We start from the raw sequence: 13315 nt of genomic DNA on the forward strand, positions 1-13315 counted from the left end.
GATAAGGCGTCAGCCACATCCGGCAAAAAAATCACCCGTGATTGACCACAATGACCCCGCCGTGATCGTAGCGATAATGGCAGTGGGCGTACTCCAGCGGCGTGCCGTCTTCCAGATAAATAACCTGCTCCACTTCCAGCACCGGATCGGTCTCTTCACAATTCAAATATTGTTTATCCTCCGCCCAGGGTTTCAGCGCGCGCACAATGCGATACGAACCCATGATTTTCAGCGCCAGCTCTTCCTGCACATAGCGAAAGACGGAGCTTTCCAGATGACCGCGATTCAGCCCCGGCACCAGATTAACCGGCATCAGCGTAAACTCCAGCGACATCGGCTCACCTTCCAGCATACGCAGACGGATAAAGTCGTATACCGGATCGTCCGGCCCCACCAGCAGTGATGCCTGCTCTTTCTCACTGGGAAAACGCAGTTCGAAGCGGATGATTTTACTCGTCACCTCGCCAACGCTCTCCCAGGTTTTGGTGGCACCAAAATAGTCGCTACCGGGCAGATCCCAGCGCGACAACTGAAGAAAGTTTTTGCGGATGAATGTGCCCTGCCCCTGGCGGGTATAGACCAGCCCTTCAACAATCAGTTGGCGCATTGCCTGCTGGATGGTCATCCGGCTGGTATTAAACTCTGCCGCCAACGCAAATTGATCCGGTAACGGTGCGCTGGCAGCGTAGTGCTGGCTAAGAATGCGCCGCTTAATCTCGCGCGCAATCGTGATGTATTTTGCCACCATAGCCCTTCTCTGTAATTATTGTATCCCATTGTTTTTTAAGGCCACTCTCTCGGAAATTTTGAGGAAAGGCAGGTAAAAGAATACACCAAAGACAATGATGATCAACTGCACCACCACCGCCCGCCAGTCGCCCGCCGTCGCCAGCCAGGCGCTGAGAATCGGCGGTGTAGTCCATGGGATCATCACCACGCAGCGCGACATCCAACCCAGCGTTGTGCAGAGCCAGGCAAACCAGATGCCAAGCGCCGGCAACAGCACAAACGGGATCATCAGCGGCAGGTTGAAAACGATCGGCAAGCCGAAAATCACTGGCTCGTTGATATTGAACAGCCCTGGCGAAATGGCGAGGCGCGCCACCTGCTTCGCCGATTGCTGTTTTGCAAAGATAAAGATGGCGAGCAGCAAAGAAATAGTACTGCCGGTGCCGCCAATCATGCCAAAGGTCGGAACGAAGATATTGTTGATAATATGCGGGATCGGCTGCCCGTTGGCGAAGGCCAACATATTTTCGTTGGTGTTGATCAGCAAGAGCGGCTCCAGGATCACACCGTTGACCACCGTCTGATGGATGCCCAGTGTAAACAGGAAGTTGCCGAAGCTATAGATAAACAGTGTGCCCGGCAGGCTGGTGTTGATCTGCCGTAGCGGTTGCTGGATAAGCGTGGTGATCAGATGGATCAAATCGGTGTGTAGCAGATTCGCCAGCAGCGCGGCAACGATGGCAAACAGCGACAGGGTAATAATGGCCGGGATCAGCGAGGAGAATGATTGCCCTACTGCCGCAGGTACATTCTCACCCAGTGAAATTGAAAACCGTTTCACGCTGGCAACACGAATAAACAGCTCGGTGGAGAGCAGCCCGATAATCACCCCGGCAAAAATCCCGGTCGAGCCGATGTTAGTGAAAGCCAGCATCTGCGTCACGCTGACCGTGGCTTTTGCCCCCACCGGCACTACCTCAAGTTGCATCGGCATCATGATAATAAAGCTGGACAGTGCAATGACCACCGCCGACACCGGGTTAGCGAAGTTCTTATTCCGCGCCAGTGACCAGGCCGTCATCGGCGCGATCAGTAGCGCGGCAATATTCAACGTTCCGTTGATCACCGCTTCGCCCCACACTTTAAAACGCGCCAGTGTCTCCCCTTCCAGCACCCAGGGGAAAATGACGTTGTTGATCAGCACCGCCAATCCGGCAAGGATGAAAATGGGCATCACCGCCGCAAAGGCGTCACGCAGGGAACGCAGATGCACCTGGTTTGCCAGGCGGGCGGAAAAATCGACGAACTTATCGACAAATGACTGCATATTCGGCGTGATTTTAGTTTCAGACATAGCACGGTCCTCTCAATCAATGCGTTACATGTCGCGCCCGTTACTGCGGATCACTTGTTGCAGCCAGCGATAACTCTTCTTCGGTACGCGCTTCATATCTTTCAGATCGTGGTTTTCCCGGTTCACATACACCACGCCGTAGCGCTTACGCATATCGCCTTGTGAACTGAGAATGTCGATTAAGCCCCAACCGAGATAGCCAATCACCTGTGCGCCATCAATGAAAATGGCATCCTGCATCGCCTGGATATGGTCACGGTGGTAGGCAATGCGATAGTCGTCATCGATGGGGTGTATGCCATCCCACTCCTCAATCACACCAATGCCGTTTTCAATCGGGAACACTGGCAAGCGCCAGTCGTTGTAGTAACGAGTGATAATGGCGCGAAAACCGAGGGGATCGATTTGCCAGCCCCATTCGGTAGCGTCAAGGTACGGGTTGGCTTTATCGCCCTGTTGCAGGTAGTAGTTAACCGGAGTTTCTGGCGAAATAGCGTCGCTATCGAGAGTTTTACTGGCGTAATAGCTAAACGCCATAAAGTCGTTTTTCACGCAGGCGATTTGCGCGAGATCCTCATCGCGATAGATATCGCGGAAACCTTCACGATCGATGACCGCCAGCACTTCCGGGCTGTAGCCCTGCCCGGCAAACACCCGCAACAAATTCTGGTTGAGAAACTCGTCATACTGAATCGCGCAAAAAACATCGCGCGGCTTACAGGTCGCCGGATAAATCAGTTGATGCGCCAGCATGCCGCCCATCAGCCGTCCAGGTTGCGTCTCGTGCAGATAGTGGGTGAGCAGCACGTGCGACATCATCACGTGATGCTGGATCTGGTACAGCTCGCGCAGGGTCTTCCCGCCGTTGAGATAGCCGCCCACCTGGAACGCACCTGGCATGTGGTAAATATTCTGCTCATTGAAGGTCAGCCAAAACTTCACCCGGCTGCCGAAGCAATCGATCATTTTTTTGCCGTAGCGCACAAAGGCATCCTGCACATGTCGATCGGCAAAACCGTTGTACTGCTGCGCCAGTGCCAGCGGCATATCAAAGTGGTAGAGACATACCATCGGTTCGATGCCACGCGCCAGCAGATCGTCAATAAAGCGGTCGTAAAACGCGATACCCTCTTCGTTGAACTCACCGTCGCCCTGTGGACAGACACGGCTCCAGGCAATCTGGAAGCGATAGCAGTTCATGCCCAAATCCTGCATTAGATCGAAATCTTCACGGTAGCGGTGGTAAGAATCGGTGGCGACTTTCCAGTCGGAGGCAAATTCGCTGGCTTCACGGATGTCATACACCGACATCCCTTTTCCGCCCTCATTCCATGCCCCTTCAGTCTGCATGCTGGAAACGGAATTTCCCCACAAGAAGCCAGCCGGTAATGTTTTACTCATCGCACTTTCTCCATGACTAGTCATTTAATGAATATGACTAGTCATATAGATAACGACGAAAAAATGGGCAAAGAGAGATGTACAGATTTGTGATGGTTTTCGAAAGAATAGCCGGATAGCACGGCAAAATTGGGGGAATTATGTCCAGGGAAGGGCATTATCGGGTGACAGTTGCGCCTTATCCAGCGCGGAGTTTTGCCACTCCAGGCCCGGTAAGCACAGCGTTACCGGACCGGATATAGCAGAAAAAACTATGATTTTAATTGGTTACGACGATATTCACCCTGGCGCTCCAGCATCCAGCCGGGATACTCGCGCGGCAACGCGCTTACGGCATCAAGCTGTTGCAGCTCATCTTCACTTAAGCGAATCGCGGTGGCGGCCAGGTTGTCATCCAGTTGTTCCTGCCGTTTAGCGCCAATGATCACGCTACTCACTACTGGCTGATGCAGCAGCCAGGCCAGCGCGATTTGCGCTACCGAAACGCCTTTGCTCCCGGCAATGGCGCGCATCACATCCACGCAATCAAAGGCGCGATCTTTATTCACTGGCGGAAAATCAAATTCCAGCCGACGACCGCCCGCTTCTCCATTGCCATCGCGGTCGTATTTACCGCTCAGCAAACCACCAGCCAGCGGGCTCCAGACCATTAACCCGACACCTTCGCTCTGCATCATCGGCACCAGTTCGCGTTCCAGATCGCGCCCGGCAATGGTGTAGTAAGCCTGCAACGAGGCAAAACGTGCTAGTCCAAGCCGTTCGGAAATCCCCAGCGCCTTGGTAATCTGCCACGCCGCCCAGTTAGAGACGCCGATATAACGCACATGCCCGTGTTGCACCAGATTATCCAGCGCATAGAGTGTCTCTTCGATCGGCGTAGCCGGATCAAAACCGTGCAGTTGGTAGAGATCGATATGATCAAGCTGCAAGCGACGCAGACTCTCTTTCACACTGCTAATAATGTGATAGCGCGAACTGCCTCGCGAGTTCACCCCGGCGGTGCCGGTTTCACCAAACACTTTAGTGGCGACAATCACGTTCTCGCGCGGGACTTTCAGGTTCTTCAGCGCCTGGCCGGTGATCTCTTCCGAGCGCCCTTCAGAGTAAACATTGGCGGTATCGATAAAGTTAATGCCCGCATCAAGAGCGCGGCCAATCAACTGCTCCGCCTGCGCCTGCTGTAGATGGCCAATTTTGCCCCACATTCCGCCTTCGCCGCCGAAGGTCATGGTGCCGAGGCATAACTCAGAAACAAACAGTCCGGTATTACCCAATTTTTGATAGCGCATGATGGCGTCTCCTCATCGATTTAGTTGACGCAACAGTTATACGGAATCTTTTGGCAGGTGGCATGTGAGGATCCTGCCTGTTTCTTGCCCAATTCTCTGATTATCCATGAGGCGCATCACCAAAGACTTTATAATCAGGCAGTTGCACATTTTGATACGGTTCCCAGCCGCCACCGATCGCCTTGTACAGCGCCACAAGATCAAGGCTACTCTGCACGCGCGCCTGCTCACGCTGCTGGCTGGCTTGCGCTAGCTGACGCTGCGCATCCAGCACGTCAATAAAGCTGGCGATCCCTTTGCGGTAGCTATCGCGGGCAAGATCAAAAGCGCTTTGCAGGGCGCTCATTGTTTTATCCAGCCCCACTTCCCGTTGCTGATCGGCGCGATAGCTGACCAACGCATTTTCCACATCACCTAATGCGCTCAGTACCGTCTGGCGATAATTGAGCACCGCCGCGCCCTGCTGCGCACGTGCCAGCTTAACGCTCGACACCAGCCGCCCGCCCTGGAAAATCGGAATCGAAATCTGCGGGCCAATGCTATAGAAGTGGCTGCTCCAGTCGGTCAGCCAGTTAGTTTCGCTGTTACGCAGGCCAAACTGACCGCTCAGTGACAAGCTCGGGAATAACTCAGCAACCGAAACGCCAATCTGCGCCGTAGCGGCATGCAGGCTGGCTTCAGCTTCGCGCACATCAGGACGACGGCGCGCCAGCGTCGAAGGAATACCGGTTGGCACAATTTCTGGCAATGCCGGAAGCGGCTGCGTGGTACGCAGTTCGCCATCCAGCGCGCCCGGCGGTTTCCCCAGCAGGATCGCCAGTGCGTTCATCGCCTGCCGCTCCTGTGCCTGGTACTGCGGCAATTGCGCCTCAAGGTTACCGACCTGCGCCCGGGCATTTTCCACATCCATCTGTGGCGATAACCCGCCTTTCTGACGGTTCTCCGTCAAGGTAAAGGTCTGCTGCGCGCTGTCGATTTGCGTATTCAATGTCGCGATAATGCCCTGCGCGCCGCGCAGTTGCAGCCAGGCGCGCGCCACTTCCGCTTCCAGAGACACCAGTGCATCATTACGTTGTTCTATTGCCTGCTGTTGTTGCGCAGAGGCGGCTTCCACCTGACGGCGCACTTTCCCCCACAGATCCAGCTCCCACTGCGCATCAAAGCTACCCTGGTAGAGGTTCACAGGCTGGGTTAATGCGCCCAGCGCACTGCTGATAGCCGGATCGGCATTATCCAGTTGCCCGTACACATCATGGGATTTCAGCTCGCCTTCAAGACCAAGTTGCTGACGCGTGACTTTCAGCGAACCGTTGACCGACGGCAGAAACGCGCCGCCAGCCTGATTGATTTGCTCACGCGCGCCAGCAATTCGCAGCACGGTTTGTTGCAGCGACAGATTACCGGCGATCGCCCGCTCAATCAGGCTGTTGAGCTGCGGCGACCGAAACGTAGTCCACCAGCGCGGGTTAATCGCCTGCATGGAAACCTGTGACTTCACCGCACGGTCTCCCGGATCGTTCCAGCGTGCGGGGGCTTGTGGTTGCGGCGGCCGATAATCCGGCCCCACGGCACAGCCTGTCAGCCACAGCGATAACAGGGTTACGGAAAAACGACGCCACCTCATATTAATGTGCTCCTGCGCTGCCTTCGCTTTTGATCGGCGAAAGCAATAGACAAAATGGAATCAGTAATAGCGCGACCACGCTCAAAATCGTGAAAACATCGATGTACGCAAGGAAACGCGACTGGGCGATCATCGCTTTGTACATCTGTCCGCTGGCGCTGGAAAGCGGATCGCCCAACAGACTGGTGAAATTGCGAATCGCCTCGGCAGTCTGGCGCAACGCCAACTGGAATTGCTCATTAAACGGGGAGGTATGTTCCGACAAATGCGACATATGCGCCTGCGAGCGCTCCGTGATAGCCGCAGTGGAGAGCGAAATGCCGATCGAGCCCGCCACGTTACGGAACATGGTAAACAACGCGGCGGCATCCGCATTGAGTTCGCGTGGCGTGGAGATAAAAGCAATAGTGGTTAGCGGCACGAACAGGAAGCCAAGACCGATAGATTGTGCGCTGCGGAACAGCATTAACGTTTCAAAATCAATATCCGGCGTCAGCGTACGCGACCACCAGAACGAGGAGGCGAGGCAGAAAAAACCGAAGGCGATAATCCAGCGCGTCTGCACTATCGGCATCAGCTTCAATACCAGCGGAATGGTCATCACAATCAGCACCGCGCCGGGCGACAGCACCAGCCCGGACCAGGTGGCGGTATAGCCGAGATCCTGCTGCGCCAGTTGCGGGATCACCACCGAGCTGCCATACAGAATCATCGCCATTCCCGCCATCAACAGGCTGGAGACGGTAAAGTTTTTGTCCGCCATGCAGCGCAAATCCACTACCGGTTTTTTGGCGTACAGCAGCCAGTAGATTGCGCCGACAATCCCTACCGCCGTCAGCACCGCGAAAATGCGGGTAAAATCTGACGCGAACCAGTCTTCGTCTTCACCGCGATCGAGCATCACTTGCAGGCAGCCCAACCCCAGCGCAATCAGCCCAATCCCCGGCCAGTCGATGGTTAGTTTTTGCTTCGATTTCCGCTCCCACGGTGGATCTTCCAGCAACTGGTAGATCGCCAGCACAGTGATAATGCCCACCGGAATATTGATGAAAAACACCCAGCGCCAGGAGTAGTTATCGGTGATCCAGCCACCCAGCGTCGGCCCCATTACCGGCGCGACAATGATGGCTATCGACGACAGACCAAACGCCTTGCCGCGATCCTCCGGCTTAAAGTAATCCAGTAACACCGACTGCTGCGTCGGCTGCAAGCCTCCGCCAAAAAAGCCCTGCATAATACGAAACAGGATGATTTGCCACAGTTCAGTCGCAATGCCACAGAGAAATGAGCAAACGGTGAACATCACAATGCAGATAAGGAAAAACTGCTTGCGGCCAAACGTCCGGCTGAGAAAGGCCGAAATCGGCAGCACAATACCGTTCGCCACCAGATAGCTGGTCAAAACCCATGTCGATTCGTCATAGCTGGCCGATAGCGAACCGGCAACGTGCGGCAGTGCCACGTTAACAATCGTGGTGTCGAGGATCTCCATAAACACCGCGAGCGTAACCACCCATGCCACGGCCCACGGGTTGCTGGCGGGTCGCCAGTTTTCGTGGCTGTGATCGGTCATTCCAGCGTTACCTTCGGTTCGACGGAGAGACCCAGCGGCAATGGCTTATTCACGTCCAGTCCTTTATCGATGACGATTTTTACCGGCACGCGCTGCACGATTTTCACAAAGTTCCCGGTGGCATTTTCTGACGGGAAAGCGGCAAATTTCGAACCGCTACCCTGCTGGATACTGTCGATGTGTCCTTCCAGTTGCAGATCCGGCCAGGCATCCACTTTGATGCTCACTTTATTGCCCGGACGCATCCGCTCAAGCTGCGACTCTTTAAAGTTGGCTACCACCCAGATATCCGGCGACACCAGCGAGAATAGCGCCGTGCCGGCCTGCACCAGCGTACCGTCTTGTACGTTACGTTTGGTGACAAAGCCATCGAACGGCGCGCGGACTTCCGTCCACGAGAGATTCAGTTCCTCCGTTTCCAGTTGCGCTTTCGCCTGCGCGACCTGCTGCTGGCGAGCCTCAACGTTGGTCTCCTGCTGGCGTATTTGCAGTTGCACCTGCTCCGCCACTTCTAGCTGGGCGCGGGCACTGGCAAGCTGCGCCTGTGCGCTGCGCAATTGAGCGTTGGCGCTGTCGATATTTTGCTGCGTGGTTGCACGAGGATCGACGCCGCGCTGACGGCGGTAAGCAGCTTCGGCGTTGGCCAGATCCGCTTGCGCTTTCAATACCTGCGCCTGCGCTTCATCGCGCTGTGCGGGATACTGCACTTTTGAAAGTTCGAGTTGCGCCTGCGCCTGGTGCAGTTGCGCCGTTGCCAGCCCTAACTGCGCCTGTGCCTGATCGCGCTGCGCGGTCGCATCACGGGGATCGATAACCACCAGCAAATCGCCTTTTTTCACCCGCTGGTTATCTTTGACTCGCAGCTCGGTGACGTAACCTGCGACTTTCGGCGCAATAGTGACCACATCGCCATCGGTGAAGGCGTCATCGGTACTCTCTTCGTTACGGGTTAATAACCACCATACCAGCGCGACGATCACCATGACGCCAACCACAATGGCGAGGATAATCAGCGGCTTCTTTCCGGGGCGTTTACGGGTGTCGTCATTATTATTTTCCTGAACATCGTCAGGAGAGGTTGTGTTTTCTGCCATAGTAGCGCAACGCTCCTGTCAGGTAACGGTGCCAGGGATGCACCGTTACCTAAAGTTAGGCGGTCGCTATACATTTTCCAGGATAAACTGACAAATCAGCACTATCTGAATAAGAGTAATCCGTATCCGACGGCCGCAGCCCACAGCAACATCGGCAGGGAATAGAGGTGAAAGCGCCACCAGATACGGCGATCGTTCGCCATCCGCAGCGCAATAAGGTTGGCCAGCGATCCGGGCAATAAACCAAAACCGCCGACGTTCACCGCCCATGCCAGTAAGGTATCCGGCGGAACATAGTTAAGCAGCAAAATGGTGGCGGGCACGTTACTGATAAATTGCGACAAACCAATGGCCGCAAGCCACAGGCCAGAAGGTGAAAGCTGGCTGGTACTGGTCAGCACGCTGTGCAGCGCCGGAAGCTGGATCAGCAGATGCACATCGATAAACATGGCAATAAAGACCAGCAGTAATGTCCAGTCAACGCTCAGCACCACGCGACGCGCCAGCAGCAGAAAGCCGGCCGCGATCAGCGCCAACCCCCACAGCTCCTGCTTTAGCTCCAGCGCAGTAATAAAGACGAGGTAAAACCCGAGGCAACTCCATACCAGACGCGGTTGCCAGTCTGTTGCGTGCGTACCGCTGTGGTAGTTGAGGGCTTTATTAGGAAAACAAAACCAGCACAGCGCCAGCAACGTTGCCATCATCGCCAGCGCCAGCGGCGTCATCTGCCAGATGAACGCCGGGAATGAGAGGCCGGAGCGCCCCCATAATAAGATGTTTTGCGGGTTACCAATTGGCGTCAGCAACGAACCGGCATTGACCGCCAGCGCTTCGAAGATGATCAGCCGGTTGACCGGGATTTCACACAGCTTCTTTAGCGTAATGGTCAGCGGCACCACAATAAACAGCGCCACATCGTTGGTTAAGAAGGTGGAGAGCAGCGCCGCCGCCAGCACCATAAACATCGCCAGGCGGCGTTCATTGTGAAAACGACGCACCATACGCCGCCCGAGCACATCGAAATAGCCGCTAAGTTCAACGCCTTTAGTCAGCAGCATCAGCCCACTCAGAGTGATAATGGTGTGCCAGTCAATCGCCCCAGGCCAGCGCGCAGGTGCGAATGGGACGAAGAAGCAGAGCGCAACGCCAATAATCAACAGCAGATGGAGAAAATGGTCGCGCGCCAGTGCGCGAAACAGCGGTATGCTCATTCGGAAGGTAGACCGTGTTGCAGGGTAAAACGGCGGAAACAGTCGAGGGTTTCCTGGCTGACATGGTGCTCCATCCCTTCCGCATCGCGGCGGGCAATCTCCGGGCTGACGCCAAGCACCAGCAGAAAACTTTCCACGATTTGATGACGCTCGCGGCTCTCCTGCGCCAGCTTCTCCCCTTCCGGAGTCAGAAAAACACCGCGCCACGGGATCTGCTCAATCAACCCGACTGTTGCCAGTTTTTTCAGCATTTTTGCCACGGTAGGCTGCGAAACGCCAAGACGCGCCGCCATATCCACCTGACGGGCTTCGCCCACTTCGCGAATTAAATCGGAAATCAGTTCAACGTAGTCGTCAATCAGCTCGCGACGATGCGCTTCGCGCACCTGGCGAAAGCCTTCGACGTGCTCTTCAACATTTACCAGCGTCACTTTTTTGATTATTGGATTCGCTGTGCGACGGTTCATTGTGCTTCCTCTGACAGTGTGACGCGGTGCTGCATCATATAAGAGAAGCGCCATTGTAAACCATCCGTGAACCAGCACAAAAAATTAACGCATTAGCCATAGCTATAAAACATAGCCCATGCTATATCTGTATGTAATGCGTTCACCTTTCACGGAGCGAAGGGCCACGAAAGCCTAAGGAGGTTCCGATGAATGAGTTCAAGAGGTGCATGATTGTGTTTAGTCACTCTCCCTTTAAAGTCCGTTTAATGCTGCTGAATATGCTGTGCGATATTATCAATAGCAAACCTCAGCAGACCCCGGACAAACCTTCCCACTAATGCGGCGTCGCGGTACGCCGCTTCATTTTTCTGTCATAGTCCCCCTTCATACTGAAGGTTTTCCCTAAGAATCCACGGATTTTTGTTGGATTTGCAATCACACTCTCAAAACAACTGGTTAGCGGGTGTTGACCTTCGTTGCGCCTCGCTCTATCTTTGCGCTGCCCTGCACAAATTGCGGCTCACAGAAGCGGACCACATCCCCTCTCCACGCACTGTCCGGCAGGTTTTGACCCTTACGCCAGGGTGAGCACATGGCGGTTTCGCGATAGTTATCAATGAGCCTAATTCTGAAAGAATCCGCTGCGTTTCGCAGCCAGACCGTCAATCCGTGGACGGGTTTCTATTTCCTCCAGTCGATGTTGATTAATTTTGCTCTTGGTTACGAATTCAGCGTGTTGTATGCCGTTGTCCTGAGCTGCGCCCTGATTGTGCTATGGCGTCATGCGCCGCGCGCGCAGAAAGTGTTTATCGGTATTATCTCTCTGGTGGCTGCGTGTTATTTCCCGTTTGGTCAGGCCTATGGCGCGCCGAACTTCAATACGCTGCTCGCTCTGCTGTCGACCAATATGGAAGAGTCGACGGAAATTCTGACTATTTTCCCGTGGCATCACTATGCAATCGGTCTGTTTATCTTCGCTCTGGGCGTTATTTCGATGCGTCGCCGCATCATTGACGCGCCGACGCCGTGGATAAAGTGGGATACCGTAGGCACCGTGTTTTGCGTGGCGTCTTATTTTATCGGCCCGGTACATAACCACTTTCTGGGATATGACTTCAGGATCATCGATACCGGCGTACCGGTGCTGCGCTTCGTGCGCGACGTGGCGTTTAACTACCATGAGGTCGTGGTTGAACGGGAGAATATGGCACAGCTCTCCCGCATGAAAGATACCTGGACCATAAGCGCGTTCAAACCGAAATATCATATTTATGTGGTGGTGATTGGTGAAAGCGCGCGCCGTGATGCGTTAGGCGCATTTGGCGGTTACTGGAATAACACGCCTTTTGCCAGCCAGGCGAACGGCACTTTCTTTACGGATTACGTGTCTGCCAGCGGCTCAACACAGAAATCGCTCGGTCTGACGCTAAACCGGGTGGTTGATAATAACCCGCAATATCAGGATAACTTTGTTACGCTGGCGAATCGTGCGGGTTTCCAGACATGGTGGTTTTCTAATCAGGGGCAAATTGGCGAATACGATACGGCGATCGCCAGTATTGCGAAGCGCGCCGATGAAGTGCAGTTCCTGAAAGATGGCGATTTTGAAGCGAATAAAAACACCCGTGACGAAGAACTACTGAAGTTAACCGCTCAGGTCTTTTCAACGCCGCGCACGCAGCCGCAGATGATCGTTCTGCATCTGATGGGATCGCACCCGCAGGCCTGTGATCGCACCGGCGGTAAATACAACGAGTTTGTACAATCGAAAGAAACGTCCTGCTACCTCTACTCCATCACGCAGACAGATGATCTGCTTGGCAAGCTCTATTCCCAGTTGGTAAATACCGGCGACAGTTTTTCAATGGTCTATTTTTCCGATCACGGTCTGGCAATTAAAGAGCGCGGTAGAGAAGCGCAGTATCTGGCGCATGCCGACAAGTTCCAGCAGAATTTCCAGGTGCCGTTTATGGTGATCTCCAGCGATGACACAAAGCATCGGATCGTCAAAGCTCGCCGTTCAGCGAATGATTTTCTCAGTTTCTTCTCACAGTGGACCGGGATCACCGCCGGGGAGATAAAAAATTCTTACCGCTTTTTCTCTGAGCAAAAAGCCGGGCCAGTCTACATTACTAACTTTAAGTTACAGAAAGTTGACTATAACCAACTGGGCACGGATCTTTTTGATACCCACAGTAAGCAGTGACTGTGGAGAGAGTTACAGGCAAAAAAAATCCGCCCACCGTGGGCTAATGCCAGTCAGTTAAGCAACTGACTGGCTCTTTTTCGGGGCTGTGGGGTATTTCCAGGGCCTCTCCTTTACCACTCTCGGGAAGGCCCTTTCCCTTCTTGTCGGTAATTTCACAAGTTGTCCCATACTTGCAAGATCGCGCATCAGCTCCGGTATACGTCCCGGTGATGCGCCCTGCAATGTCATCAGCATTCTCATCACCATTCCGCATGATTCTGAGAAACTCAGTTGATTCGGCCAGTAACCTTTCAGATGTTCCGCCATTTTAATCATCTGATATCTCACCAGATTATAAGCCAGTAAGACACCCCACAGCTCTTGCTCCACAAGCTCCGGCTTT

11 protein-coding genes and 1 pseudogene are annotated in these 13315 nt (G+C 54.3%); 2 read left to right on the forward strand and 10 right to left on the reverse strand.

Annotated elements, in window-relative coordinates; translation table 11 throughout:
* Nucleotides 1-31: 31 nt before the first annotated feature.
* From GA0061070_RS18930 to mntR, 9 genes are all read right to left on the reverse strand, one after another.
* Entirely contained in the window at nucleotides 32-748 is a 717-nt protein-coding gene (locus GA0061070_RS18930) for a GntR family transcriptional regulator (RefSeq protein WP_090137544.1), read from the reverse strand.
* A gap of 15 nt (nucleotides 749-763) precedes the next feature.
* The gene (locus tag GA0061070_RS18935; RefSeq protein WP_090137545.1) at nucleotides 764-2083 is read right to left on the reverse strand and encodes a PTS sugar transporter subunit IIC; all 1320 of its coding nucleotides are present in this window, start codon (nucleotides 2081-2083) and stop codon (nucleotides 764-766) included.
* Between the two features lie 24 nt (nucleotides 2084-2107).
* A complete protein-coding gene (locus GA0061070_RS18940) occupies nucleotides 2108-3484 on the reverse strand; it encodes a glycoside hydrolase family 1 protein (RefSeq protein WP_090137546.1) in 1377 nt (458 codons plus the stop codon).
* A 251-nt stretch (nucleotides 3485-3735) separates the two neighbouring features.
* Nucleotides 3736-4773: an aldo/keto reductase gene (locus GA0061070_RS18945; RefSeq protein ID WP_090137547.1), complete on the reverse strand. Its 1038-nt coding sequence runs from the start codon at nucleotides 4771-4773 to the stop codon at nucleotides 3736-3738.
* A 100-nt stretch (nucleotides 4774-4873) separates the two neighbouring features.
* Nucleotides 4874-6397 carry an efflux transporter outer membrane subunit gene (locus GA0061070_RS18950; RefSeq protein ID WP_090137548.1) on the reverse strand — a complete coding sequence of 508 codons (1524 nt, stop codon included), beginning with the start codon at nucleotides 6395-6397 and terminating at the stop codon, nucleotides 4874-4876.
* Between the two features lies 1 nt (nucleotide 6398).
* Nucleotides 6399-7970 carry a DHA2 family efflux MFS transporter permease subunit gene (locus tag GA0061070_RS18955; RefSeq protein WP_090137549.1) on the reverse strand — a complete coding sequence of 524 codons (1572 nt, stop codon included), beginning with the start codon at nucleotides 7968-7970 and terminating at the stop codon, nucleotides 6399-6401.
* Entirely contained in the window at nucleotides 7967-9064 is a 1098-nt protein-coding gene (locus GA0061070_RS18960) for an HlyD family secretion protein (protein WP_090137550.1), read from the reverse strand. The genes GA0061070_RS18955 and GA0061070_RS18960 overlap by 4 nt, the downstream gene beginning before the upstream one ends.
* Nucleotides 9065-9165: 101 nt before the next feature.
* Nucleotides 9166-10275: an anion transporter gene (locus tag GA0061070_RS18965; RefSeq protein WP_090137551.1), complete on the reverse strand. Its 1110-nt coding sequence runs from the start codon at nucleotides 10273-10275 to the stop codon at nucleotides 9166-9168.
* A complete protein-coding gene (mntR, locus tag GA0061070_RS18970; RefSeq protein ID WP_090137552.1) occupies nucleotides 10272-10742 on the reverse strand; it encodes a manganese-binding transcriptional regulator MntR in 471 nt (156 codons plus the stop codon). The genes GA0061070_RS18965 and mntR overlap by 4 nt, the downstream gene beginning before the upstream one ends.
* 188 nt (nucleotides 10743-10930) lie before the next feature.
* On the opposite strand from mntR, the gene mntS reads away from it, so the two are divergent.
* The gene (gene mntS, locus GA0061070_RS18975) at nucleotides 10931-11062 is read left to right on the forward strand and encodes a manganase accumulation protein MntS (RefSeq protein ID WP_090137553.1); all 132 of its coding nucleotides are present in this window, start codon (nucleotides 10931-10933) and stop codon (nucleotides 11060-11062) included.
* A 278-nt stretch (nucleotides 11063-11340) separates the two neighbouring features.
* A complete protein-coding gene (locus GA0061070_RS18980) occupies nucleotides 11341-12930 on the forward strand; it encodes a phosphoethanolamine transferase (RefSeq protein ID WP_090137554.1) in 1590 nt (529 codons plus the stop codon).
* Between the two features lie 57 nt (nucleotides 12931-12987).
* Here the strand turns inward: GA0061070_RS18980 and GA0061070_RS18985 are convergent.
* Nucleotides 12988-13315: pseudogene (locus GA0061070_RS18985) on the reverse strand (IS4 family transposase); the annotation flags it as partial.

The organism is Kosakonia oryziphila (assembly GCF_900094795.1).
In the GTDB taxonomy this organism is placed as follows: Bacteria; Pseudomonadota; Gammaproteobacteria; order Enterobacterales; family Enterobacteriaceae; genus Kosakonia; species Kosakonia oryziphila.